The sequence below is a fragment of the Cytobacillus sp. Bva_UNVM-123 genome (assembly GCF_046351715.2).
Taxonomy (GTDB): Bacteria; Bacillota; Bacilli; order Bacillales; family Cytobacillaceae; genus Cytobacillus.
This window is the reverse complement of sequence record NZ_CM177772.1, coordinates 662263-685873: the sequence shown is the minus strand read 5'-3', so window position 1 is coordinate 685873 and position 23611 is coordinate 662263. Positions and strand designations below refer to the sequence as shown.

Below are 23611 nucleotides of genomic sequence, written 5' to 3'. Positions count from 1 at the left end.
AGTAGAAGAGTTTCGTTTTCGTTCTCTCCAATTCATGGAAGAAATTGATATAAAAAAATAATTTGTACTATTCTCCCTCATTTTTTATAAAATAAGCTCCTTTTCCAAGCCCATTTAGTTTATATTTTTCCATAAGAATTTTTCTAATGAGCCTTTTCGATCTAATCCCTTTACACCATTCGTATATTTCATTCGTTGTCATTTTCCTCTCTGGAAAAAGCATATTAAATTCCTTTGCACTTCGAAGAATCGTCGTATGGATTCCCTCTTTTTTACCACATTTATGACATTGTACTGTTGCTTCCTTTGTTTTTGATAGTTCCAAAAAAGACTGACAAGAATAACACGTCACCCCTTTTTTAAGGGCATTATAGTCATATGGAGGTAAACGGCTATAGGGGGATTCTTTTAAATGTAGAGATAATAGCTGTTTAGCCAGCTTCGAATGTTTTTTGTTTAGGATGCCTTTGTTCGTGATTAATTTCTTTCTTAATTTATGAAGCTGTGTTGGAAAAACAAACGGGAGGTTTCGGGGTGCTTCGTATAAAGAGAAGTGGTTGTTAATAAAGACAACGGATGATTCAATTACATAGCTATAACCCAAATCGTGAAGCAATGATCGGAATAACGATTCACATCTGTTCGATTGAGATACCGGATTCAAAATTTCTTTTCCAGCTAGTGTATACCATCTATCCGCTTCAATATAAAAATCACCTTCATAATTTTTGATTTCGAATAGGTAAATTTTATCAGCAGTTATTAGCAAAGAATCTATTTGGAAAACTGAATTTTTGCTTTCTAGTAATAAATCATTTAAAACAAGCCATTCTTCATTTAAAATTTCCTCCATCCATTCATCGAATTTTTTCTCGCCGGAAAACCCTTTTTCAACGTTATTATAATAGTTTTTTTCCTTATCTAGTAATTCCATTCGATTGTTGAGGCTTCTAAGTATAAGTAATTCAAGTGGCTCAAGTCGGGGTTTAATAAACATACTTCACATCTCCTATAAAAATTTTTAATAAAAACAAGAGGAACAACGAGGATATTTTCAGAAAACGCTATCCATACTACATAAAAAAACAATCTAATCTTCCACTTGAAGAAATAACTGTTGACCAAATCATTAACATGTAACATAATATATATGAACACATATGCATATACTAATATAGGAGGAATATATTATGGGACATCATCACGGACATTCTCATGGACATAGCCATTCACACGGGCATTCAAATAACAAAAAAGCATTATTATTAGCTTTCGTTATAATCACATCTTATATGATTGTTGAGGTTGTTGGTGGGATTATAACGAATAGCTTGGCTCTTCTATCGGATGCGGGTCATATGCTAAGCGATGCGGCGGCACTTGGATTAAGCTATTTTGCTATTAAACTTGGGGAAAGAAAAGCTTCTACTTCAAAAACATTTGGGTATAAGCGCTTTGAAATTATTGCAGCAGCTTTAAACGGGATTACGTTAATCCTAATTTCTCTCTATATCTTTTATGAAGCTTTTAAGCGATTCGAAAATCCGCCTGAGGTTCAAAGTGGAGGCATGCTGATCATTTCATCCATTGGATTACTTGTCAATATTATTGCTGCCTGGATATTAATGCGCGGGGGTAAGGATGATAATTTAAATGTTAAGAGCGCCTTCCTTCATGTCATCGGAGACATGCTTGGTTCCGTTGGTGCCATCATAGCCGCCTTGCTCATGATCTTCTTCGGATGGGGAATAGCCGATCCAATTGCAAGTGTTATCGTCGCTATTCTCATCATCATTAGCGGCTTTCGAGTTACGAAAGAATCCTTTCATATTTTAATGGAAGGAACACCCGCTCACATTGAAACAGAGAAAGTAAAAGCTGCACTCTTACAGATTCCATATGCAGCCGAGGTTCATGACCTTCATATTTGGTCACTCACATCAGGAATGCCAATGTTGAGTTGTCATATTTCGATCGAGGACTCCGGCATCCATGACACCACTCTACAGAAAGCCCAATCCATTCTTCATGATCAATTTGGCATTGAGCACAGTACCATTCAAGTAGAAAAAAGAGAGCATGGCTGTCCGAACCATCACGGAAACTGCAATTAATGATGATTGGCATGCTCAATCGTTTGTTTTAATACATCCATAACATGCTTATCATCACAGGAATAATATAAAGAAGTTCCTTCACGTCTAAATTTGACAAGTCGTAAGTTTTTTAAAAAACGAAGCTGATGAGAGACAGTTGATTGCAGCAATGAAAGCCTTTCTGCAATTTCATTCACGGAATGTTCTCCATCTGAAAGCAAGTGTAAAATCCGAATTCGGGTTGGATCTGCTAAAGCTTTAAAAGTTTGTGAAACGATAAAAAGTGTTTCTTCATCAAGTGTAATTTTTGAATTAGGCTGATCTTTATGCTCCAAAATAATCACCTCCATGGCTCATTATACCATGAAGGGAAAAAGAAAATCATGGGCGAGGCGAAGCCCATGATTTTTTATATCCCGTCACTTAACGAATTCCCCCGACATAATTAAGAGACAGCTCTTCGTTTTCAACAACATGAACATCTTTTGGAATTCTCAAGTATACTACAGGCTCATCATGTATGTTAATATCGAAGAATTTTGTTTGATCATAAAATTGATTAATGGGAAATTCTTTTTTCATTAGCGCTATTTTCAATTCTTTTCTTTCCATACTACTTGAAATCGTTAGCTGCTCGTCTACCTCAGATACTGCAAAATTTAAGGGCTGAAGTTGATCTGTAAAATCATACCCTCCGACAATGAGCCCATTTGCAAAAACATAAGCTTCAATCGTACCGTCATCAACTTTTTTTCTTTCCACATATAAATCGGAATAACCTGGACCTTCATAAGAAATTTTCAAAGCGGACTTTTCATAAGGAAAACTACTTAGTTTAAGCAAATTTTCACTAGCAATCGTTTCTATTTTCCCCTCATTTAATGCTTTTCGAAATTCGTACTTTTTCGCATGGATTTCGGTTTCGGAAGAAACTTTTCGTCCTTCCACGATATCATTAACAAAAAAAGACGCGAAGCATGCGGAAAGGAGCAAAATACTAAAATATAAATAAAAGAGCCAATGAGTTGTTTTTATTGTCACTCGTTTGTTTACTTTATTCTTTTTCACAAAAACAATCGGGATGATGATTAAAATAAAGATAATAAAAATCGGTAATAATATTTTTATCATTTTCTCACCTCCATGCGATTTAATATGCTTATAGAGGCAAGAAATAGTAATATCGTGGTAATGACAGTCTTCAAACTAAATAGGATGAATGAGGGCTCCATCGTATAAAACATAAGCAAATTTTGACTAAATGGTTCACTCTTCATGATAAAGTCTAGAAACAATACACCGAAAAACAATACAGGAATTAAAAAGGCAAACATTCGATTTACTTGAACAAATGTCCCGATTAAATAGCCGATAGAGCTTGCCCAAAATATATAAAGAATAGTCGCAACCAAACCGATAAAGAATTCTTTACCGCTCGATACAGAACCATAAAATGGCTGTGAGAATAATAAGTTATGAGCCAAAAATAAAAGATACTTAGAAAGCATCGCGGTCAAACCTGCAATGCAGCTAGCAGTCAACAGAAAGAGAATATTTGCCACACTACTAGTTACTCGATTCGTTATATAAGTAAAATCATGATTCCGGTATGGTTTCGTTGTGATGGTGATAGCTGTAACAAAGCCCCAAATAATCGAGAAGAAAATGACTAAATCCGCCGAATAATATTTTGCTTCAAACATCATTCTACTAGATAAGGATCCGACCGAACCGATTCCTCCTATAACAGAGAAAAATAATCCGAGCAGCTGAATGCCCATTAGCGAACTAAATGCGTCAATATTTCCACGCATTTTAAATGCAAACTGCTTTTTCACCGTTTCTATCGGATTAGCGGTCATAAAAGACATCATCAATTCCACCCTTCGTTTCATCTGTTAAATAAACACATAGATCACTAGGACGAACTGGTAATACTTCTAAACCAGCTTCTCTCGCCTCAATAAGTGCTTTCTCTGAGTAATTATTTCTGACGACGGCATAAATGGAGTCGGCACCAAAATGATTTTTGTAGAGAACTTCTTGTCCCTCAATCCAATTTAGTACGTTACTCTTAGCTCCCTTAAATCCAATTGCCCACTCCTTTAATTCCTCCATCTCAATATGCAAGCAGTTTTTTCCGTCTTTAATAATCAGGACTTCTTCTAATAAGTCTTCAATTTCCTCCAGATGGTGACTTGATAAAATAATCGTCCGTGGAAAGGCAAGATAATCCTTTAATAAGGCACGATAAAAATCCTTACGAACAGCCGCATCCATTCCTGTCGTCGGCTCATCGAAAATAGTGAGCGGTGCTCGTGAAGCGATGCCAAATATCGCATTAAAGGTGCTTCTTTTTCCTTTTGATAACCGTTGATGATAATGCTTCGGATCAAAAGCAAAATAGGAAAATAATCGATTCGCTAACTCCGCATCCCAATTCGGATAAAAGTTTCCGCCTACTTCCAATAGCTCCTCAAGCTGCAAAGCAGCAGGGAAACTCATTTGATCATCTATAAATACCGAATTAGCAGATACGAGTAAACTATTAAATGGTCTTTCCGAGAAGACCTTTATCTCTCCGGAAGTTGCTTTAATATAACCAGCCATAATTTTCAAAAATGTTGTTTTCCCAACCCCATTTCGTCCAATTAAACCGGTTATTTTATTTTCTGAAATAGATACAGTAAGATTTTTCAGCACCTTTTTTCGTAAAAATGATTTTGACAAATCACGACATTCAACTACCTTCATAGTTCCCCCTCCTTAAGCTGGATCGATTTAATTATTTGAATTAATTCATCATCACTTATTTGCAGCCTTCTTGCTTCTAACACGACATCGATCACTAATTGCTTTAATGTTTGGTTTTTTCGTTTCTCCATAATCCGCTCTTTCGCATTCGCTGAAACGAACATACCTAATCCCCTTTTTTTGTAGAGAATACTTTCGTCAGCGAGCAGATTGAGCCCTTTTGCAGCAGTCGCAGGATTAATTGTGTACATCTCGGCTAATTGATATTGAGAATATACTTTATCATCACATTTGAAATGGCCATTCATTATTTCTGTCTCAAGCCACTCAGCAATTTGAACATATATAGGCTTTGTTCCGTCTGTATTAAGAATCGTCACCGCCTCCTCCAACATAGTGCATTACTGTTGTAATGTACTATACTATGGATTTTTGTATTTTGCAAGTGAAGATAACATAAAAGTTACCGCTATTCCTATTCCTATGCAGCAAGATGGTGTGGATTGGGCCTATTTCTTGTGGATAAAGGGGAAATTAGGAGCGCATTGGGGTTGTACTTGGGCATAAAACGAATAGAAGGAGCCTGATTGGAACTGCTACTTGTGAAAAAAAGGAAAATGGAGGCTCCTTGACTCCGGTTGAGGCCACTGCTTGTGGACAAAAGGGGAAGCTGTAGTCTCAGTGACACTGATTGAGACCACTACTTGTGGACAAAAGGGGAAGCTGCAGTCTCAGTGACACTGATTGAGACCACTGCTTGTGGACAAAAGGGGAAGCTGCAGTCTCAGTGACACTGATTGAGACCACTGCTTGTGGACAAAAGGGGAAGCTGCAGTCTCAGTGACACTGATTGAGACCACTGCTTGTGGACAAAAGGGGAAGCTGTAGTCTCAGTGACACTGATTGAGACCACTGCTTGTGGACAAAAGGAGAAGCTGCAATGGCTGATATTATGAACAATCTTCCTGAGTTGCGGGATTAAAATACGGCTGAAACAAATGATCAACTAAAAATATGTTTCAAAATATGAATAACCTCTTCCTATTCCAAAGAAAAGGCAAGAGGTTATTTTTTTGCAAAGGATTGAATTTCGAGTATTGCATTCGCCCGATTTTTCTGATAATATAAATTTCTTGTCACTCACGCTCCTTAGCACTTCCACATTGCGGCTGAAAATGAAATGGAAGGAAGAGACGTTATGCCATCACAACAACAGCACCCCGATTTTCAACAAGAAATTCAAAGATTATCTTTCACAAAAAAGTATATGGATGTCGTCATTAAAACGGCTGAAACAAGTAAGGATCAATTTCAAGAAAACATGATGGAAACCTTTCAAGACGTTGATTGGGGGGACTCAAGCTTAAGCTATACATCCCTTTTAACAAATGCAAGGTTTTTCGAAATGTCGCGGGATGAATTAAATAGTCTTAAACGCTCACGTACTAAACCTTATTTTGCGCGAATTGACTTCCTCAGAGATGGTCTCGACCAAACAGAAATTTTGTATATAGGAAAAACATCGTTGTACTCAAGGGAAAATCAAGAGCAGATTATTGTCGATTGGCGTTCACCAATTGCAAACCTTTATTATGAAGGCAGACTTGGTGAGGTTCATTATGAATCGTACGAAGAAAGCTTTCGCGGCAATTTATCACTGAAGAGACAATTCATGATTGAAAATGGAGAGCTGGAAGAAATACGTGATATTGACCTTACAACGACAGATGAGCTGCTGCAAGATTCGCTCGCGAAAAGCTCTAGTAATCGGCTGACTGAAATCATTTCAACGATTCAAGAAGAGCAAAATCAAATTATTCGAGCTGACTTGCATAAACCGATTATTGTTCAGGGAGCAGCTGGAAGCGGAAAAACAACGATTGCTCTTCATCGGATTAGCTACTTTATTTATCAATACAAAGAGAACTTTGCTCCTGAGCAACTTATGATCCTCGCTCCAAGTAGGCTATTTATTGATTATATTTCAGAAGCGCTTCCTGAGCTTGGAGTGGAAAGAGTCCGGCAAACAACGTATGAAGAATATGTTCAGGCTTGTCTCGGGCAAAGGCTGAAACTGCAAAAAGATACTAAATTAATTCAAATTCTTGAACATTCAGCAGAAGATGCAAGTCAAAATGCTGCATGGTTTTCTTCTATTAAAGGCTCGGCGGCCTTTCATATCATCTTATCCAACTACATTCGGTTTATTTATGAAACTTTTTTTCCGAAAGAAGATTTTTCAGTCGATAAATTTCGCTTGTTCGGGCATAAAAAATTCATTCATCTTTTTAAAAATGATTACAGCTATCTCCCTTTATTTAAGCGACTTGAAAAACTAAAAGCAATATTACAAAATGACTTAGCTAAAAAAAAGAAAAACATGATCAAAAAAATAGAAGACTATTATGATGAGCGTATTGAGCGAGCAATTTATCACGGAAAAGATCCTGAGAAACGAAAGCAATATGTTTCCGAAGCCCTTGATAAAAAAGCAGAACGCTTAGCAGAAATAAAGAAAGCCATTCGGAATGCCGTGCCTGCTTATATGAAGCAATTTCCAAAAAAATCACTTATTCAATATTATCAGGAGCTGTTTCTCGACCCAGAACGACTTTGCCAGTTTTCTGAAGGAAGACTGACAGAGAGTGAAGCAGCGCGCTTATGTGCATATCAGCAGGCCTACCGGCAGAAAAAACATTTCGAAAGAGAAGATTTAGCATTATTGCTGTTTTTACAAGTACATTTATTTGGAATCGATAAGGAACTTAAAGCCAAAAATATCGTCATTGACGAGGCGCAAGATTACAGCTTTATGGAGCTACTTTCATTAAAGAAAGCCCTTGATACAGATATGTTCACCCTTGTCGGCGATCTTGCTCAAGGAATTCATTCCTATCGCGGACTGACATCTTGGGACGAGGTGCTAGGGTATATTTTCCCACGCGCCACATATACAGAGCTGCAAAAAAGCTATCGTACAACCGTTGAAATTATGGAAAGGGCTAACGAATTGCTACAGATCCTTCCCTACTCTTTTCCTAAGGTTGAGCCAGTTGTTCGCCACGGAGAAAGTCCAATATTTATGAAAAGAAAAGCAGGAAAAGAGCTTGTTCAGCAAATCGAAGCTCATGTTGACTCATTAAAAAAAGACAATTTTAAAACATTTGCGGTTATCGGAAAAACGATGAGGGATTGTAAGCTGCTATATTCTCTCTGCGAGAAGCATGCGAACACGCCAGTCAAGCTGCTTGAGGAACAAGAGAAAATTCCAAAAGATGAAATTGTCATTGTTCCAACTTATTTAGCAAAGGGATTAGAATTTGATGCCGTCATCATCATTTCGATTGATGAAGTATTTTCTAAAGACTCTGAGCTTGATATTAAACTCCTTTATGTAGCGATGACGCGGCCTTTGCATCGTTTATATTTTTATGGCTTAAAAGAAAGTGATTTTATTATAAAAGCATAAGCGCCTTGGTCAGCGACGTACGAACTGGACTGACCCCGATGAGATAAAGGAAACACGACGAGGGAAGCGAATCGATGTTGACTTATCGTAGAGAGGGGGAAGGAAGTTCGCTAGGCGCTAGGCGCTGGAGCTAGACAGTTCTCTAACTTCAAAATATTATACTTTCTTATCTTTTTAAAAATAGCCCTGCTCCTTCTAAACAACTATGTTGTGTTGGAGCAGGGCATTTCTTTTCTCAGAATAAAATTAGGCGGCTACATCCCGTTTATGAAACACTAAAAATGAAAGCAAATGAAAAACGACAAAGTATATGATTAACATGATGATTGAAAAGGATAATGTCATCCCTTCTACTGGTGGAACACCGTCAAAATATACGGTTAAGTTTGTATTCGCAAATAGAAAATACTTCGTCCATGCAAATTTACTTGCAAGCAGCATTGTCACGGTATTCCCTGTAAAGAGAAGGAATAATGATAATCCAATGGCAAGCGAGCTATTCCGGAATACGGTGGAGATCATAAAGGCCATCGTCGCAACTAATAGAACATCGATCGAGCTTAATAAATATTGACCAATTAAATGAAAAACGATATTTCTTTCAATGACTTCCCCATTTACATACGCAAGATGGGATACTTCTTCTGACGGGGCACCAAATAAGATGAATCCAACGAGAACGGATAAAGCATATAAAATAGCTAAAAAGAACAAGCCATATAATATAACTGTTACATACTTTGATAATAAAATACTAGACCTGCCAAAAGGTCTGATTAAAAGTAATTTTATCGTTCCCCAGGAAAATTCAGATGCTACAATTCCGGCAGCTATTATAATCGTAAATAAACCAGCAAACGAAATTAAAGATTGGGCTTCATTCACAAATGTCCACATATGTCTTTCTGTTTGCGGAGGAATATCATGTTCCACTTGATATTCTTTAATGGCAATTTGTCTTTCATAGTACATCTTTAAATTAGAATTTCTTTGACCCATGTCTTCCAATGACGCTTTATCATTAATGATTTGCTTTTCTAAATCTTGTTTCCATTGAGTATTCACTTGAGAAGGATTTGGCTGTTCTAGCACTTTAGACAATCCCCCAAAGCCGATGACAAAGAGGATAATTAATGCAATCATAACGAGTGTCCCGATCCTCTTGAACACTTTAATCCATTCATTGATAATTAATTTCCCCATTTTCACTTTCCTCCTTCCTTCGCAGTCATTTCTAAAAAGCGATCCTCTAGTGTTTTTGTAACTGGCTTTGCACTAAATACTGCTACATTAGATTCAGTTAGTTTTTTTATAATAATTGGGATGTCTTCTCGTACACATTTTAATGTGAAACCTGTCTCTACCAATCTCATTTCATATTTATTTTCAAGCCATTGGGCTGTCGCATTCCCCATAACTCCTGTTTCGAAGAAGAACACGACTTGCTTCTCTTCAGAAACAAAATTTTTCACTTCCTGAACCTCAATTAATTCCCCATTTTGAATGATCGCAATCCGATCACACATCATTTCCATTTCAGATAGTAAATGACTTGAAACAATTACACTTATCCCTCTTTCACGCGTAAGCTTCCTTAAGTACTCGCGAATTTCTTTTATTCCCGCTGGGTCAAGTCCATTTGTCGGTTCATCTAAAATTAAAAGCTTCGGATCATGCAGTAAGCATTGAGCCAATCCAAGTCTTTGCCTCATTCCCAAAGAAAACGTTTTAACTTTATCGTGTATCCGTTCTGACAAACCGACAAGCTCAACAACTTCACGGATCTTTTCTTTAGAAATCCCATTTTGCATGCGTGCATACTGCTGTAGGTTTTGAAAGCCTGTTAAAAATTTATACATCTCTGGGTTTTCAACGATTGCCCCAATCTGACTAATTGCTTCCCTAAAACTATCCTTTATACTTTTATCGCACACAATAATATCACCGTCAGTTATTCTCATTAGTCCAACAATCATGCGAATGGTCGTTGTTTTCCCAGCTCCATTTGGCCCTAAAAAGCCAAATATTTCTCCTTTCTGCACCGCAAAACTCAATCCTTTAATAATCTCCTTGCCATTAATCGTTTTCTTCACATTTTTTAACTCAAGTATCGTTTCCAAGCATTTTTCCTCCTATTCTCACTCTTCTCCCTCATCCCAAAATAACTCATCCAATGTTTTACCTAACGCCCGACAAATTGAAACACATAAGTTTAAGCTCGGGTTGTATTTTCCTGCTTCAATCAGCCCAATGGTTTGCCTTGAAACGCCGACAACTTTTGCTAGATCATCTTGTGATAAATCTTTTTCAACCCTTGCCACCTTTAGCTTTAAATTTTTCATCATTTGCCTCACTTACGATTCGACATCTAAATCTCTCTCAGCTGCCTTCAAGCTTGCTTTTTTTGCTGCCAAATAAGGAACACAGATCACGACAAGAAAAAACGGTAAATAAATCATAATGGATGCCAAAAAGACGATCGCAAAGGTAAACATACTATTTGCATAGCCATCACCATAAATAATGGCGCTTCTAACGCCAAAGAATAGACCAACCGCCACCCCTAAACCTATTCCAATATAAATATTTTTTGAACTCATCGGTGTTGTGCTTTGGCGATCGTGAATCTCAATTTCATCTGAGAATATTCCTAGGTTTGCAGCACGAACAAAGTAATAAATACTTGAAATAAATATAATAATTAGCTCCGTTATCACTAGCTTTATATTTATTTCATATAAGTAAAATTTTGTAATGATTGATAATAAAGAAATGGCCGATACAATATGATAAATTTCTCGATAAATTTTATTTTGAATATGCGTAATCCGTTCATCAGCTACTTTTTTTCTCTTTCGAAACAAACCCATTTTTATTTCCTCCCTCAAACCTATATATTCCCATTGTACAATATTATAATCAAAAAGCAATATATATATTACATTTTACAATATATATTTAACAATCAAAACCACAATATCGTTCTTTTACTAATCTGCTATTTCATCCACGTTGGATAAACAATCTTGTTTTACACAAAAAAAGAATCTGTTTCGAAAAAATAATCGAAATCGATTCTTTATAAAATCCCTATTCTTTTATTAACTTAGGATTGATTGAATTTTTCTACGCTTTTCGCTCTCATTCTCATATTCGAAAAAACCTATCTGATTTCCCCACGGATCATGAAATGTCCCCCATTTTACAGGAACTTCATCTCTTTCACAGATCTCAAAATGAACAATTTTTAATTCTTTCATTAACCTTTCTCTCTCTTTTTCAATACTCATTACACCGAGTCGAACAGGTCCTCCCCCTGCTGAAGGAGTCCCTTTAGCTACTTGCAGCCAACAGCTAGGAATCAACTCCCATTCCAGAAAGCCCTCGTGTGGAATATACTCTGGTTCTCGATTTAACAACGTTTTATACCATTTTTGGGCTTTTACTATATCTCCTACTCGAATCTGAAACGTTACCTCGTATATCAACTTATTAAGTCCTCCTTACAGAAACTATAATCAAATGAATAGAGATGGAATTTCCCCTTAATTAGTAAACTCTACTATTTCAATTTGATTTCCAGCCGGATCCTCAATAATATTGTAGCGTCCTGGAGGACATGGTCTTGCTTCGTTAAACAAAACAGTAACTCCTTTCTCTTTAAAATAAACAGTATCTTTATCAAGATCGGTTGAGATAACTCCAAGCAACACATTTTGCTGCGGCTTCTGATAAACCCCTTCACTCTTTTCCAACACAATAGGTATATCACCGTGTTGAAGACTGGCAATATTTGCACCATAATACTTCGAAACTTTGAAACGCAATACATTTGAATAAAAGTCAATCGCTTCCTCTAGATTAGGAACACGAATAGTAAGGACACAAACCTTATTTAACATAGCATTCTCCTCCTTTATGTAAAATTATTATATCGAGTTTCCTTTCAGTCTATTTCTTCTAGATTGCTATATTCCGTCCCGCTCAAAAAGAAGCTTCGGTAAGTTAATTAAAATAGGCGGATCAAATGGTTCTGGCTCTCTTAATGCAATCGCAACTTCAATAATTGCGTCATCTCTTACTTTAATGGGAAACTCAAATTTTCCTCGTAATGCCTTATCTAAGATGAAATAATCCTTAGGATTTTTACTCCAATGGATAGCTGCAGCTAATATGTAGTAAGTGCCTTTTGGAATATGTGTAAATGTACAAATCCCTCCATTATGTAAAACTGTACCTGCAATAGGCTTTTGATCCGGAATGGGTCGAGGGAAAAGTCCTACAAATACGAGCCCTTTAAATTTTGAGGGCGCCTTAATCTGACATGTAATAACTGAAGATGTAGTCGTTATCGTTTGATGACTTTTCTTGTTTTTGTAATGATTAATGAATTTGTATAATAACTCGTATTCTATTCTAAATTTTCTTGGAGATTGTCCAACAAATTGTTTAAATTTGGAGCTATAAGATCCAATACTTTTATAGCCGACACTTAACAAGGTTTTTAGTATCGAGTTTGAGGGTCGAATTAATATTTGTTTACTCGCTTCAATCCTTAATGCTGATAAAAAATGTCGAGGGCTTATACCTGTTACTTCCTTGAAAGCTCTTAAGAAATGATAAGTACTATAGCCATACTTTGCAGCTAATTCCTCAGACGTTATATCTTCCTCTAAATGATTTTTCATAAATTCAATCGACTTTTCAACAGCTTTCAACAGATCTTTGTCCATTTTTTATCACCCTAAAGTATTGATCTAATAAAACTCCATATGACTCATTTCTTGTTTATAATAATTTAAACGATCTTGTAGAGTTCCAGTATGAAATTCAAATTTATGTCCATCAGGATCAGTAAAATAAATGGATTTCTTATCTTTTTCATCCCTTTGCCGGCCTGATAGAATATTTACATTTAACTCTGTAAGCTTTTTATATAAGTCGTTAAAGTCTTTCTCTTCAACCGTAAATGCAATATGTGTATATGATTGCTGAATTTCTTCACGAGGAATATCCTTCTCCACATTCAAAGCCAACCATAGTCCATTTAAATCGAAATAGGCTGTATTTCTTCCTTTGACTAACAATTTTGCCTCAAAAACGTTTTGATAAAAAGCAATCGACTTTTCTAAATTCGATACAGAAAATAATAAATGATTTATTCCTTTTATTTTCATTCGTTCACCATCTTATTGCGGATTATTGTCCCTCCATATCAATCTATACAATTCGTCTTAATGATAACGAATATGCTATTATTATAGTTAGAAAATTAAAAAATTACCAATTCACAACAATAATTAATGGAGGGAAATAATATGTATCTAAATATTTTAAGACATCCTGGCCCTACTCCAATTCCAAAGAAAGTTCAACTGGCGATGAGTCATGATATTATTAGTCACCGGAGTGGAGAATTTGTTGAGCTATACCACGAAACGACAAATCGAGTAAAGCCGCTTTTTGGAACGGAACAGGATATTTTACTCCTTCCTTCTGGTGGTACAGCTGCATTAGAAGCCGCAGCTGTTAACGCTGTTTCTCCTGGTGAAAATGTAGTGGTCATAACGGTTGGCGCATTTGGAGATTATTTCGTTTCCATTTGTGAAAAATACGGCTTCAACGTCCATAAGCTTGAAAAGGAATGGGGCCAAGCTTGTACAGAAGAAGATTTAACTGAGTTTTTAAAGCCATTGAAAAATGTAAAAGCCGTTTTTGCTACATACAATGAAACATCAACAGGAATTCTAAATCCAATCGAAAAACTAGCTAAGGTTGTTCACTCACAAACAGATGCGCTATTTATTGTGGATGGAGTAAGCTGTATTGGTGGGGCACCAGCTGAAATGGATAATTGGGGTATCGACATTCTCGTAACCGGATCACAAAAAGCGATGATGCTTCCGCCAGGACTTGCTTTATTAAGCGTAAGTGAGCGTGCATGGAAAGTAATCGAGGAAAACAAAACACCTGCCTATTATTTAAATCTATTAAGCTATCGTGATTGGGCTGCAAAGGGAATGACGCCTAATACACCTGCTGTTACACTCATTTATGGACTTTCGGCTGTCTGTGATTTAATTGATGAAGAAGGCGGGTTTGCCCAAACTGTTGCAAGACATGAATTAATGAAAAACATGGTTCGTGCAGCAATGACAGCTCTGAACATTGGTTTACTGACAAGTGACGACTATGCTTCCCCAACGATTACTGCAATTCTCGCACCAAAAGACATTAATCTTGTAGACTACATGGGTCACTTAAAACAAAAATATCATCTTGATTTCGCTGGCGGTCTCGGTCATTTGCAAGGAAAAATGTTCAGATTTGGCCATATGGGCTATTGCTTCCCAAGCGATGTTCTTCAGGCTGTTTCCTTAATGGAGGCCGGGCTGCAAGACTTCTCATATTCCTTTGAAGCTGGTGCAGGCGTGAAAGCGGCGCAAGAAGTGTTTTTAGCTGCTCAGCGGAAATAACTCTTAATCTTTCATCTAACAGAAGAATCGACCTTATTCTTGTACTTTGAGGTCGATTTTTTCTTTCTTCATTCGAAAATCGACCTTATTCATACACTTTGGGTCGATTTTTGCTTTCTTCATTCGAGAATCGAACTTATTCATGCACTTTGGGTCGATTTTTGCTTTCTTCATTCGAGAATCGACTTATTCATGTTCTTTGTGGTCGATTTTTTCATTCTTCAATTCCAGAATCGACCTTATTCATGTTCTCTAAGGAAGATTCCTCCTTTCTTCCCTCAAAAATTGACTCCATTTAATAGTAAATAAACTGTTCTGACACAAGATTATATAAACAACAAATAGTTTTCACTACTCACACACAAAAAACGCTGCTTCCACGTATATATTACTTTGGAAAAAGCATTTTTTTCAATTTAACATTATGATTTTTGCCGCAACTCTTCAGCTTTCTTTTGTGCTCCTGCTTCAGAATCAAGATAAATTTTTCGACTTGGCAGGGCAACAAACACTTCTTCCTTTTCAAGGATAGTCATCATCTCGAAGTTAATCTCTTCTTTGATTTTGAGGTATTCGCCCCAGTTGGTTGTTTTGGTAAAGAAATATACGAAAATTTCTAAGCCATTGTCTAAATATTGGTTGAATTTAACAAATATCGTTTCTTGATGGACGCCAGGATGATTTTTCAAATGACTTTCGATTTGTTCGATGATCGATTGTAATTTTTCCTTTGACGTTTCATGATTTACTTTTAAATTGAAGGTAATTTGCCGTTTCCCCATTTTGCTCCAATTCATAATTGCTTCATTCGCCAGTGTTGCATTTGGCATCGTGACAAGTGCTTGCGTGAATGTCCGCACCTTCGTACTGCGAAACGTAATATCCTCCACTGTTCCTTCAACACTAGGTGTTTTAATCCAGTCGCCAATTGAAAAGGGTTTTTCCGTAATGATGACAATTCCGCCAAATAAATTACCAAGCGCGTCCTTCGCAGCTAAGGCAAAAGCAAGTCCACCAAGGCCTAATCCTGCGACAAACCCATTCACATCATAACTAAACTCCTGTGCGATTACACTAATACTAATGGCTACAATAATAAATCGTAATGTCTTCGATAAAAACGGAATAAGAATTTCATCAATTTCAATATTCGTTTTCTCATTTATTTTCGCAAAAAGCATGGATGATACGGAAGCAAGATTAAACAAACCCCAAGTAATAATAATGATAATCGATGAACGGACAATTTTTAAGAATAACAAATTTTTCTCATCAAAATGTGGAAAGTATTGTACAGATACGTATATCCCGATAACAACGAACAACCATTGAAGGGGCCTTTCAAATGCGAGCAATACTTGTGAAAGCAAATCCCCTGGCGCTTTTCTGCCTATTTTCAATAGAAGGGCAAACACATATTTCGTAAAGATTTTTCGAAAGATTAAAAACAGCAGGAAAATACCAATCGAAATCCCGATATCCTCTAGATTTTCATATGAAGAGATAAACTCCCAAAATTCAACCGTTTTTTTTCCCATACTAGCAATGCTCCTTTTCCTCATAACAAAAAGCTACTGTTTATCGCAAGTTATGTTTCTCCCTGTGAAAACTCCAAACAGGAGTGATTAAGTTTCACATTTATGATAACAAATAAATTTGTTATCTGAAAAGTAGAAGGGGTTGGATTACATTGCTAAATATTTCTTATACCATTCAACCGTTTCCTTTATAGCTTTCTCGTGTGGCGTTACTTCACTTCCGAAAACCTTTTCATATTTACGATGGTCAACGATAAACGGAGTTTCATTTTGGTAAAAGGTATCTTTGAGCTCACGCATGGATGAATTGAATAATCCAATCAATGAAACAAGTCCTCTGGAAGCCACTCTATACTTTGGTTCTCTGTTAACCTCTTTATAAATCAGTGACATCATTTGCTTTGTCGTGAGCGTTTCAGCACTTGGAATATGCCAAACTTCGCCTAATGCTTCTTCCCTATCACCTAATGTGGCTAAACCTCGAGCAAAATCATGGATATACGTATACGTATGAGGAAGATCCATTTTACCTAAAAAAGATGCCGTTTTTCCTTCAATCGCGGGCTTTACTACTTGAATCCCTAGAGAAGACTCTAAAACACCTGGTCCGTAAAAATCTGAAGCCCTTCCAATTGTCGCTCTTACTCTTCCATTCTTATGAGCTTCCATAACATATTCAGCCATTTCCGCTCTCGTTTTACCTTTTTGATCTGTCGCATTATATTTTAGATTTTCTGTCAAAACTCCCTCAGTCGGTCCATACATATACAGATTGTCAGCATAAACAAATTTCGCGTTAATCGCTGAAGCAGCCTCCACTAATCCTTTTGTAATTGGGGGAAATTTTTCAGGCCATTGAGAATAAGGAGGCTTTGCACAATGATATATCACACTCGCTCCTGTACAAGCCTGTAATATACTTTCATAAGAAGTCGCATCACCTTTAACAACCTCAACAGAGATGTTTGCCTGCCCACTTCTGTTTACCATTCTTACTTGTTTATTCCTTTTTTTCAGCTCCTCCATTAATGCAATTCCAAGTGGACCTGTACCAACAATGACATGTAATTCATTATTCATTTCGTTACCTCCGCTCCATCGCATTGATTCCGATTCCCATTAATACAACACCAATCAACATAAGCATACTGATTGGAAAGAGCAGGTCTGAAAGTGGCATCTGATAAATTGTCACTCCCTTTAATATTTCCATCCCATATGTGATCGGGGAAATTTTCGATAGCGCTTGTAGAATAGGGGATGAGACAATTTCAATAGGCCAGTAAGCTCCTCCAAGCATCGCCATACTAACAGAAACAAGTGGAATGAACGCATTATACTGCCGATTGCTTTTCACTAACCCCGTAATAAACATGGAGAGTGCAACAATGGTAAATACATAAGGAATTAACACGATTAACGCTTTCCCTATTCCACCATAAAAATCAATCCCCGCTACATATCGGAAAAAGAGGAAAATAAGAACGAGCTGAATATAACCGAGAACGAAGCTGTAAATTAAGTTCGCACCGTACATCTCCCATTTCCGAACTGGAGATAAAATAATGCGATCACGAATGCCCATTTGTTTTTCGACAAACAACTCCGACACAAAGGTCGAAATCGTATAAATAACAAAAAAGAGCGAAAAACCAAAAATACTATGCAATCTGCTATCATAGGTAAATGATTTTCCTGCTTCAAACATGGCTGATTTAAGCGAAAAGATTGGTTCCTTGTTTGCCTGAGTTAATAATTCATCAACGTCATTTTCTGTTAATCCATGATGAGAACCGGCATTAATGAGCTGCTCTTTTTCATACTGGCTCATCATTAATTTTGAAAGCTTCTGTTCTATTAAACTAATATTATGTGATTCTACGGTATACACTAGTTTATACCCATCATCTACAAGTAATATCCCTGCCTCTACCTCATTGCCCCGCACCATTTCAAGCAGCTCTTCCTTAGACTTTTGCTCAAAAACAAGGTCATCTGAAGTATTTAATTGCTCTAGAAAGGAATCTGTCAGCTTTTTTCCATCCTCTGCAATCGGGATCGTACGATAACTATTATTTCCTCCCATTAAATAAGCAAATACAAGTGTAAAGGCAACCATGGAGACAAACAACCATGGATTGCGAGCAAACCTTTGTATTTTTGCTAAAAGCAGTCCACCCATTAATGCCTCACCTCTTTCGGAAAAATAAAAGCACCGATCATAATGAACACGATTCCAAAGATGCAAAGCGTCACAAGCTGCGAAGTAACAGAATGAAGCCCATATCCTTGATACACTTGCAAATACGCATTCATTGCTGCACCATTAGGCGTATACTTTCCGATCGTCGCAATGATTTCAGATACAGCTTTCATTGGGACAAATGTTCCACCTAACAATGCTAAAATTGTCACAACGACAGAGGAGAAAAAGTTGGAAACTGCTTGTGAATGAAAGCGATAATTTAACGCTGTCACAACAACAGCAAATCCTCCAACCGCGATTGCGATACATAATGTAATAACGAAAAATCCTGCAAAATCATCCCATACAACCCCATAGACAATTCGGGTAAAGCCAAAAATAATCCATAATTGAAATAAGGCAATAAGTACGGCAGAAAAAAATGTACCGAGTAAATAGGAGAAACTTGAAGCGCCAGATAACATAATCCGAATAAATACATTTGATTCCTTTTCAGCAAAGGCAAATGTTCCTGTATCAGAAGCAACATAGAGAACAAACATCATGCTAATCCCAATCAAATAATATACCATTGCAGAAACAGGCTTAACAGCAGATATGGCCTGCTTTGAAATGGTCATTCCCACTTCTTGCTGAACTGCTTCATCCAAATTTATTCCCTTTTTCCCTAAAACAGTTCGTAGTGTGTATTGATGCTGAAATTGTTCAGTCATTTCTGCAACTAATTGAGCTGCAAGCTCTTGATCTTCATTATGATAAAGAGTGAGCTCTGACTTCACACTATCTTTATGTTCTGGTAAAAATACAGTCATTAATAGGTTATAAGTGAAGTTCTCTGGAACTTCAATAATGACAGCGTAATCTTTATCTTTTTTTAAAGCGGCTAATTTCTGAGGCTGTAATTCTTCAAAGTCGATAAAATCCCTAACTTTGCTGTTTGTAAATACTGCTTCCTTCATTAGCTTCAGAGGGAGCGTTTTTTCAAGCTCACTATCGATTACTCCCTTTACCTCTGCCGGCAATTCACTCTTCTGAAGCTCAACCCGAAATAACTCAACATCCTTTTCTTCATTTCCATGTGAAACATAAGCAATTCTCGCTTCAATGGGTGATTTTTCCCCCTCGAACATCCCTTTGAGAGCAAATCCTAATATCGAAATTAACACAAGGGGCATGACAAGCTGTAAAATGATTACTTGTGGATTCCGTACAAATACGAGTAATTGCTTTTTTAAAAATGCTCCGATCATACGAATCCCTCCTAGTCCCTCAAGGCTCGACCCGTTAGATGCAGGAATACATCTTCAAGTGTCGGAGTCTTTGCTTCAGTCAAAATAATCGTTGTTTCTGTTTCTTCAGCTATTTGGAATAGGCGGGTGAAGAAATTAACGGCTTTCGGGAGTACGACCGAGATAACTTGCCCAGAGTTTTGAACATCCTTTACGACTCCTTCTTGGCGAATACGCTCAATGAAAGCCTCTTTTGTATGCTCTACCTTGATGACGACCGTTTTTTCTGCAGACATAATGCTCTTAATTTCTTCTTTCGTTCCAGCAGCGATAATCCGTCCTTTATCCATGATATAAATACGATCACAAAGGAATTCAACTTCCTCCATATAATGACTCGTGTATAAAATCGACATTCCTTTTTCTTGATTCAATCTTTTTACTGTTTCCAGAATATAGTTACGTGATTGTGGATCAATTCCTACAGTTGGTTCGTCCATAATAATCATTTCTGGATTATGCATGAGACTTGCGCCAATATTTAATCTGCGCTTCATCCCACCAGAGAAATGTTTAGTAACTTCCTTTTTATGATCAGTTAAGCCAATTTGCTCAAGTACTTCATCCACCTTCTTCTGAAGCTGTTTCCCTTTTAATCGATGAATTCGTCCGAAGAAAAGCAGGTTTTCTTGTGCAGACAAATCTGTATAGATGGCAATTTCCTGTGGAACTACACCGAGAACACGCCTTAATCCTTGCGCATCTTTTAATATACTTTCACGTTGAAAACGGATATCACCAGAAGTTGGAGCAACTAATGAAGAAATCATTGAAATGGTCGTCGACTTCCCTGCCCCATTCGGTCCAAGCAAACCAACCGTTTCACCACTTTCAATATACATATTAAGCTCGTCAACAACCTTATTTTTTTTGAACTGCTTCGTAATATTAATAGCTTCTAGCATGTTTTACTCACTCTCCTTGTTATCCTAATCATATTCTTATTACCTTTAAGCTCCAACTAACCTCCGTCACAAAATCAATCTACTCACTATGACCTCCGTCATTTTTACAGAGGTTTAACAAATGAAGACAATTCATTAATATTCACTTTATATTTATAAACTAGAATAAGATTAATGGGTATATACGGTAAATGATGTAAAGCTTGCAAAGACACTCCAAGAGGCAGGGGTAACAGCCATCTTTACTGACTTTCCAAATCTATTTTGAATAAATTATCCGAAGGGAAACGCAAAAGAAGCCTATCTTAAGCAACAATGCTTGGATAGGCTTTTCTAGCAAATATCATTTTTAACAGCATAAATCGCGAGCTGTGTTCGATCGCGTAATTCGAGCTTTTGTAAAATGGTTGTTAGATGGTTTTTTACCGTTCCAATCGATAAGTGAAGCCCTTCTGCAATTTCCTTATTCGTCATCCCCCTTCCAACTTGTTGGACGATGGCCAACTCTCTCGGGGTTAAAGGGATATCTGGTGCTTTGATTTTTGTTTGGTGCAGCAGGCGCGGCATCACCTTTGCCGTTACTTCTTTATCAAGAGGCATGCCCCCATCCATACAGCTTAAAATTGCTTTTATTAACTCATCCCGCTCTGTCGTTTTTAGTAAAAACCCATTAACACCATCCTTTAACGATTGCAGCGCATATTCATCATCATTAAAGGTTGTTAACATTAATATTTTCACGTCATGCCATCGTTGTCTAATGAGCCGTGCTGCCTCAATTCCGTTCATTTCTGGCATTCGAATGTCCATCACTATGCAATCAATTGGATGAAGCTCCATTTTCGAAATCGCTTCAATGCCATTCCCTGCTTCCGCTACGACTTTCAAGCTTTTCTCTTGCTCAATCATCATTTTAATTCCTTGACGTACGATCACTTGATCTTCAACGAGTAAAATTCGCTTCATTTATATGTCATCTCCCTCCAACGGAAAGGACGCATCAACGATGAATTGATCTTCTGTTTGATACGCATTCACCGCACCACCAATTTCCGCAAGTCTTTGCTGCATATTTTCTAAGCCAAAGCCGAGTTGGAAAGCTTTTGCTTTTTTAATCCGGTTTTGTACAATAATATGAAAATCGCCGACAGCTGTTCTGCCAATAATAACAATAACTTCATTTGATGAAGCATACCTCATCGCATTCGTTAGTGCCTCCTGTAGAACGCGATATAAAGCGATGCTTTGCTCATTTGATAGCTTTATAGATAAAACACCATGTTTTGTCGTTAAATGAATCGACATATGACTTTCTACCTCAAGCTTGCGAATTAACTGAAGTACAGAAGATAAACCAGCTGCTTCATCCTGTTTCAATGTTCGAACAGCTAATCTTATTTCTTCCATACTAGCGCGAACTTCTTTCTTAATCGTTTCAATTCGTGGGTCATTCGTTTCCATTGACATCATCTCAAGCTGCATAAGAACAGCTGTTAATTTATGTCCCACAGAATCGTGAATTTCCCGAGAAATTCGAGTTCGCTCCTCTAATCGTACCATCTTTTCATTTTCAAGCGCCTTGCGCTTAAGATGTCGGTATTCTGTAACCACTTCATTGTATACGAAATGCAAGTCTTCTCGTTCCACAATCTTTCTCCACATTAAATAGAGCAAAGCACTTGTTAAAATAAGCGATAATACAAACTCCATTTTAAATTGATGGTGTAAATACATTGTGATAAGCGAAAAAGAGAGATACATACTTAAAATTAAATAGAATGAATGATGACGAATGACGAAAACAGCTTCTATCATAATGTAAAGAAAAAGCAGCTCCACAAAGGGTAAGCCTATTTGGTCAATAAAAAAGCTTGAAACGAATACAAGGGTAAGCATAAGCGAAAAAAGAAGATTCCTTTTTTTAAAGATTGGGATAAAAAAATAAAAAATGATCGTTCCAGCGCAAAGCAGCAGCAAAAAAGATAGCTTCTTCATTTCCATAGGATCAGGAGAAACAATTAAGCCAGCCCATAAGCCTAGAAAAAACAATAGTCGCATAAAAAAGGCAAAGATAGCATTTCCTCCTAACATGTTGTAAAACATTATATTATCAACTTTCATAGCTATATTTTACCATATCTTCTCAGCAGAAAAAGCCTGTAGGCTAAAGACCTACAAGCTTTTTCTATTGTTTTTATGATAAAGCTTTCAATCCTACGACTCCAATGACAATTAACAAGACACTAGCGATGCGCCCCAAGCTTTTTGATTCGCCGAAAAAGAGCATATTCAATAAGACCGCTCCTGCCGTTCCGATTCCAATCCAAACCGCATAAGAAATACTGACTTGCAAGAAATTGAAAGACTCATATAAAAGAACAAACGAAGCACCGAATCCTCCTACATAAAGAAGACCATTTCTTAACGTTTTCTTTTGGCTATACAATTTCAACCCGATCGTACCTGCAATTTCACTGGAGGCAGCAAAAAAGACGAGTAACCAGCCCATTTTACAAGACCTCCTTTACCATTTTTTTCTCCTCAACATTATCAGCAATATTCAAACAGATAACACCAGTAATTAAAACGGCAACGAAGAAAAGTTTCCCTATGCTAAAGCTTCCTCCAAATAAAAACACATCCATTAACACCGTTCCAACTGTTCCGACTGCAGCAAAGACTGCATATACAGTTCCCGTTGGAAGGGTTTCACAGGCTTTCGGAAGGAAATAAAAGTCAATAATAATAACCGCTATCACAATCAACCAATGCCACCATGTTGTAGCCTTGTTAGATCCATAAACCCAAATTAATTCAAAAAAACAAGTTAGTAATACATAAATCCAAGCCTTATTCATTGTATAATCCTCCTGATGAC

General features: G+C 37.0%; 26 protein-coding genes and 1 pseudogene. 4 read left to right on the top strand and 23 right to left on the bottom strand.

Annotation, left to right across the window (positions count from 1 at the left end):
* Positions 1 to 67 precede the first annotated feature (67 nt).
* Positions 68 to 997, bottom strand: a complete 930-nt coding sequence (locus tag KDN24_RS03400; protein ID WP_409975290.1) for a nuclease-related domain-containing protein — start codon at positions 995 to 997, stop codon at positions 68 to 70.
* A 193-nt stretch (positions 998 to 1190) separates the two neighbouring features.
* On the opposite strand from KDN24_RS03400, the gene KDN24_RS03395 reads away from it, so the two are divergent.
* Complete coding sequence (locus KDN24_RS03395) at positions 1191 to 2114, top strand: cation diffusion facilitator family transporter (protein ID WP_409975289.1); 924 nt, start codon at positions 1191 to 1193, stop codon at positions 2112 to 2114.
* Here KDN24_RS03395 and KDN24_RS03390 read toward each other — a convergent pair.
* The 5 genes from KDN24_RS03390 to KDN24_RS03370 form a co-directional block, all read right to left on the bottom strand.
* The gene (locus KDN24_RS03390) at positions 2111 to 2431 is read right to left on the bottom strand and encodes an ArsR/SmtB family transcription factor (RefSeq protein WP_409975288.1); all 321 of its coding nucleotides are present in this window, start codon (positions 2429 to 2431) and stop codon (positions 2111 to 2113) included. The genes KDN24_RS03395 and KDN24_RS03390 overlap by 4 nt on opposite strands.
* 88 nt (positions 2432 to 2519) lie before the next feature.
* Positions 2520 to 3227, bottom strand: a complete 708-nt coding sequence (locus KDN24_RS03385) for a hypothetical protein (protein ID WP_409975287.1) — start codon at positions 3225 to 3227, stop codon at positions 2520 to 2522.
* On the bottom strand, positions 3224 to 3967 hold the full coding sequence (locus tag KDN24_RS03380) for a hypothetical protein (RefSeq protein ID WP_409975286.1): 744 nt from the start codon (positions 3965 to 3967) through the stop codon (positions 3224 to 3226). The genes KDN24_RS03385 and KDN24_RS03380 overlap by 4 nt, the downstream gene beginning before the upstream one ends.
* A complete protein-coding gene (locus tag KDN24_RS03375; RefSeq protein WP_409975285.1) occupies positions 3948 to 4850 on the bottom strand; it encodes an ATP-binding cassette domain-containing protein in 903 nt (300 codons plus the stop codon). The genes KDN24_RS03380 and KDN24_RS03375 overlap by 20 nt, the downstream gene beginning before the upstream one ends.
* Positions 4847 to 5230 (bottom strand): GntR family transcriptional regulator, encoded by a 384-nt coding sequence (locus KDN24_RS03370; protein WP_491348299.1) that lies wholly within the window; start codon positions 5228 to 5230, stop codon positions 4847 to 4849. The genes KDN24_RS03375 and KDN24_RS03370 overlap by 4 nt, the downstream gene beginning before the upstream one ends.
* A gap of 818 nt (positions 5231 to 6048) precedes the next feature.
* Here KDN24_RS03370 and helD point away from each other — a divergent pair.
* The gene (helD, locus tag KDN24_RS03365) at positions 6049 to 8319 is read left to right on the top strand and encodes an RNA polymerase recycling motor HelD (protein WP_491348298.1); all 2271 of its coding nucleotides are present in this window, start codon (positions 6049 to 6051) and stop codon (positions 8317 to 8319) included.
* Between the two features lie 246 nt (positions 8320 to 8565).
* Here helD and KDN24_RS03360 read toward each other — a convergent pair whose 3' ends face one another.
* The 8 genes from KDN24_RS03360 to fosM form a co-directional block, all read right to left on the bottom strand.
* Positions 8566 to 9522, bottom strand: a complete 957-nt coding sequence (locus tag KDN24_RS03360) for an ABC transporter permease (RefSeq protein WP_409975283.1) — start codon at positions 9520 to 9522, stop codon at positions 8566 to 8568.
* Between the two features lie 2 nt (positions 9523 to 9524).
* Positions 9525 to 10439, bottom strand: coding sequence for an ABC transporter ATP-binding protein (locus KDN24_RS03355; protein WP_409975282.1), 915 nt, complete (start codon positions 10437 to 10439; stop codon positions 9525 to 9527).
* An 18-nt stretch (positions 10440 to 10457) separates the two neighbouring features.
* Positions 10458 to 10661, bottom strand: coding sequence for a helix-turn-helix transcriptional regulator (locus KDN24_RS03350; RefSeq protein ID WP_409975281.1), 204 nt, complete (start codon positions 10659 to 10661; stop codon positions 10458 to 10460).
* A gap of 12 nt (positions 10662 to 10673) precedes the next feature.
* Positions 10674 to 11189, bottom strand: coding sequence for a DUF6773 family protein (locus KDN24_RS03345; RefSeq protein ID WP_409975280.1), 516 nt, complete (start codon positions 11187 to 11189; stop codon positions 10674 to 10676).
* A gap of 231 nt (positions 11190 to 11420) precedes the next feature.
* Positions 11421 to 11807 carry a VOC family protein gene (locus KDN24_RS03340; protein ID WP_409975279.1) on the bottom strand — a complete coding sequence of 129 codons (387 nt, stop codon included), beginning with the start codon at positions 11805 to 11807 and terminating at the stop codon, positions 11421 to 11423.
* Between the two features lie 57 nt (positions 11808 to 11864).
* Positions 11865 to 12221: a VOC family protein gene (locus KDN24_RS03335; RefSeq protein WP_409975278.1), complete on the bottom strand. Its 357-nt coding sequence runs from the start codon at positions 12219 to 12221 to the stop codon at positions 11865 to 11867.
* Positions 12222 to 12287: 66 nt separating this feature from the next.
* Positions 12288 to 13052: a helix-turn-helix transcriptional regulator gene (locus KDN24_RS03330; protein ID WP_409975277.1), complete on the bottom strand. Its 765-nt coding sequence runs from the start codon at positions 13050 to 13052 to the stop codon at positions 12288 to 12290.
* Positions 13053 to 13076: 24 nt separating this feature from the next.
* A complete protein-coding gene (gene fosM / locus KDN24_RS03325; protein WP_409975276.1) occupies positions 13077 to 13496 on the bottom strand; it encodes a FosM family fosfomycin resistance protein in 420 nt (139 codons plus the stop codon).
* A 141-nt stretch (positions 13497 to 13637) separates the two neighbouring features.
* Here fosM and KDN24_RS03320 point away from each other — a divergent pair, with 141 nt between their 5' ends.
* A complete protein-coding gene (locus KDN24_RS03320) occupies positions 13638 to 14795 on the top strand; it encodes a pyridoxal-phosphate-dependent aminotransferase family protein (RefSeq protein WP_409975275.1) in 1158 nt (385 codons plus the stop codon).
* Positions 14796 to 15217: 422 nt separating this feature from the next.
* On the opposite strand, the gene KDN24_RS03315 is transcribed toward KDN24_RS03320, so the two are convergent.
* The 5 genes from KDN24_RS03315 to KDN24_RS03295 all read right to left on the bottom strand — a co-directional run bounded on the left by KDN24_RS03315 (position 15218) and on the right by KDN24_RS03295 (position 20733).
* A complete protein-coding gene (locus KDN24_RS03315; RefSeq protein ID WP_409975274.1) occupies positions 15218 to 16333 on the bottom strand; it encodes a mechanosensitive ion channel family protein in 1116 nt (371 codons plus the stop codon).
* A 147-nt stretch (positions 16334 to 16480) separates the two neighbouring features.
* On the bottom strand, positions 16481 to 17413 hold the full coding sequence (locus KDN24_RS03310; RefSeq protein WP_409975273.1) for an SDR family oxidoreductase: 933 nt from the start codon (positions 17411 to 17413) through the stop codon (positions 16481 to 16483).
* Between the two features lie 4 nt (positions 17414 to 17417).
* Positions 17418 to 18515, bottom strand: coding sequence for an ABC transporter permease (locus tag KDN24_RS03305; protein WP_409975272.1), 1098 nt, complete (start codon positions 18513 to 18515; stop codon positions 17418 to 17420).
* Complete coding sequence (locus KDN24_RS03300; RefSeq protein ID WP_409975271.1) at positions 18515 to 19789, bottom strand: ABC transporter permease; 1275 nt, start codon at positions 19787 to 19789, stop codon at positions 18515 to 18517. Before KDN24_RS03300 ends, KDN24_RS03305 begins: the two co-directional genes overlap by 1 nt.
* Positions 19790 to 19800: 11 nt before the next feature.
* Positions 19801 to 20733, bottom strand: coding sequence for an ABC transporter ATP-binding protein (locus KDN24_RS03295; RefSeq protein WP_409975270.1), 933 nt, complete (start codon positions 20731 to 20733; stop codon positions 19801 to 19803).
* A 214-nt stretch (positions 20734 to 20947) separates the two neighbouring features.
* Between KDN24_RS03295 and KDN24_RS03290 the strand changes: the two are divergent.
* Positions 20948 to 21001 (top strand): annotated as a pseudogene (locus KDN24_RS03290) (hypothetical protein); the annotation flags it as partial.
* A 65-nt stretch (positions 21002 to 21066) separates the two neighbouring features.
* On the opposite strand, the gene KDN24_RS03285 reads toward KDN24_RS03290, so the two are convergent.
* The 4 genes from KDN24_RS03285 to KDN24_RS03270 all read right to left on the bottom strand — a co-directional run bounded on the left by KDN24_RS03285 (position 21067) and on the right by KDN24_RS03270 (position 23591).
* Complete coding sequence (locus KDN24_RS03285; RefSeq protein WP_409975269.1) at positions 21067 to 21699, bottom strand: response regulator transcription factor; 633 nt, start codon at positions 21697 to 21699, stop codon at positions 21067 to 21069.
* Positions 21700 to 22836: a sensor histidine kinase gene (locus KDN24_RS03280; RefSeq protein WP_409975268.1), complete on the bottom strand. Its 1137-nt coding sequence runs from the start codon at positions 22834 to 22836 to the stop codon at positions 21700 to 21702.
* A 91-nt stretch (positions 22837 to 22927) separates the two neighbouring features.
* Entirely contained in the window at positions 22928 to 23242 is a 315-nt protein-coding gene (locus tag KDN24_RS03275; RefSeq protein ID WP_409975267.1) for a DMT family transporter, read from the bottom strand.
* A gap of 1 nt (position 23243) precedes the next feature.
* Positions 23244 to 23591, bottom strand: a complete 348-nt coding sequence (locus tag KDN24_RS03270; RefSeq protein ID WP_409975266.1) for a DMT family transporter — start codon at positions 23589 to 23591, stop codon at positions 23244 to 23246.
* Positions 23592 to 23611 lie beyond the last annotated feature (20 nt).

Coding starts and splice junctions, on each gene's coding strand:
- KDN24_RS03385 (WP_409975287.1), bottom strand. CDS start 3,227: ATGATAAAAATATTATTACCGATTTTTATTATCTTTATTTTAATCATC.
- fosM (WP_409975276.1), bottom strand. CDS start 13,496: ATGAAAATAAAAGGAATAAATCATTTATTATTTTCTGTATCGAATTTA.
- helD (WP_491348298.1), top strand. CDS start 6,049: ATGCCATCACAACAACAGCACCCCGATTTTCAACAAGAAATTCAAAGA.
- KDN24_RS03275 (WP_409975267.1), bottom strand. CDS start 23,242: ATGGGCTGGTTACTCGTCTTTTTTGCTGCCTCCAGTGAAATTGCAGGT.
- KDN24_RS03345 (WP_409975280.1), bottom strand. CDS start 11,189: ATGGGTTTGTTTCGAAAGAGAAAAAAAGTAGCTGATGAACGGATTACG.
- KDN24_RS03330 (WP_409975277.1), bottom strand. CDS start 13,052: ATGGACAAAGATCTGTTGAAAGCTGTTGAAAAGTCGATTGAATTTATG.
- KDN24_RS03280 (WP_409975268.1), bottom strand. CDS start 22,836: ATGTTTTACAACATGTTAGGAGGAAATGCTATCTTTGCCTTTTTTATG.
- KDN24_RS03375 (WP_409975285.1), bottom strand. CDS start 4,850: ATGAAGGTAGTTGAATGTCGTGATTTGTCAAAATCATTTTTACGAAAA.
- KDN24_RS03380 (WP_409975286.1), bottom strand. CDS start 3,967: ATGTCTTTTATGACCGCTAATCCGATAGAAACGGTGAAAAAGCAGTTT.
- KDN24_RS03315 (WP_409975274.1), bottom strand. CDS start 16,333: ATGGGAAAAAAAACGGTTGAATTTTGGGAGTTTATCTCTTCATATGAA.
- KDN24_RS03320 (WP_409975275.1), top strand. CDS start 13,638: ATGTATCTAAATATTTTAAGACATCCTGGCCCTACTCCAATTCCAAAG.
- KDN24_RS03300 (WP_409975271.1), bottom strand. CDS start 19,789: ATGATCGGAGCATTTTTAAAAAAGCAATTACTCGTATTTGTACGGAAT.
- KDN24_RS03360 (WP_409975283.1), bottom strand. CDS start 9,522: ATGGGGAAATTAATTATCAATGAATGGATTAAAGTGTTCAAGAGGATC.
- KDN24_RS03270 (WP_409975266.1), bottom strand. CDS start 23,591: ATGAATAAGGCTTGGATTTATGTATTACTAACTTGTTTTTTTGAATTA.
- KDN24_RS03310 (WP_409975273.1), bottom strand. CDS start 17,413: ATGAATAATGAATTACATGTCATTGTTGGTACAGGTCCACTTGGAATT.
- KDN24_RS03295 (WP_409975270.1), bottom strand. CDS start 20,733: ATGCTAGAAGCTATTAATATTACGAAGCAGTTCAAAAAAAATAAGGTT.
- KDN24_RS03400 (WP_409975290.1), bottom strand. CDS start 997: ATGTTTATTAAACCCCGACTTGAGCCACTTGAATTACTTATACTTAGA.
- KDN24_RS03305 (WP_409975272.1), bottom strand. CDS start 18,515: ATGGGTGGACTGCTTTTAGCAAAAATACAAAGGTTTGCTCGCAATCCA.
- KDN24_RS03395 (WP_409975289.1), top strand. CDS start 1,191: ATGGGACATCATCACGGACATTCTCATGGACATAGCCATTCACACGGG.
- KDN24_RS03335 (WP_409975278.1), bottom strand. CDS start 12,221: ATGTTAAATAAGGTTTGTGTCCTTACTATTCGTGTTCCTAATCTAGAG.
- KDN24_RS03350 (WP_409975281.1), bottom strand. CDS start 10,661: ATGAAAAATTTAAAGCTAAAGGTGGCAAGGGTTGAAAAAGATTTATCA.
- KDN24_RS03285 (WP_409975269.1), bottom strand. CDS start 21,699: ATGAAGCGAATTTTACTCGTTGAAGATCAAGTGATCGTACGTCAAGGA.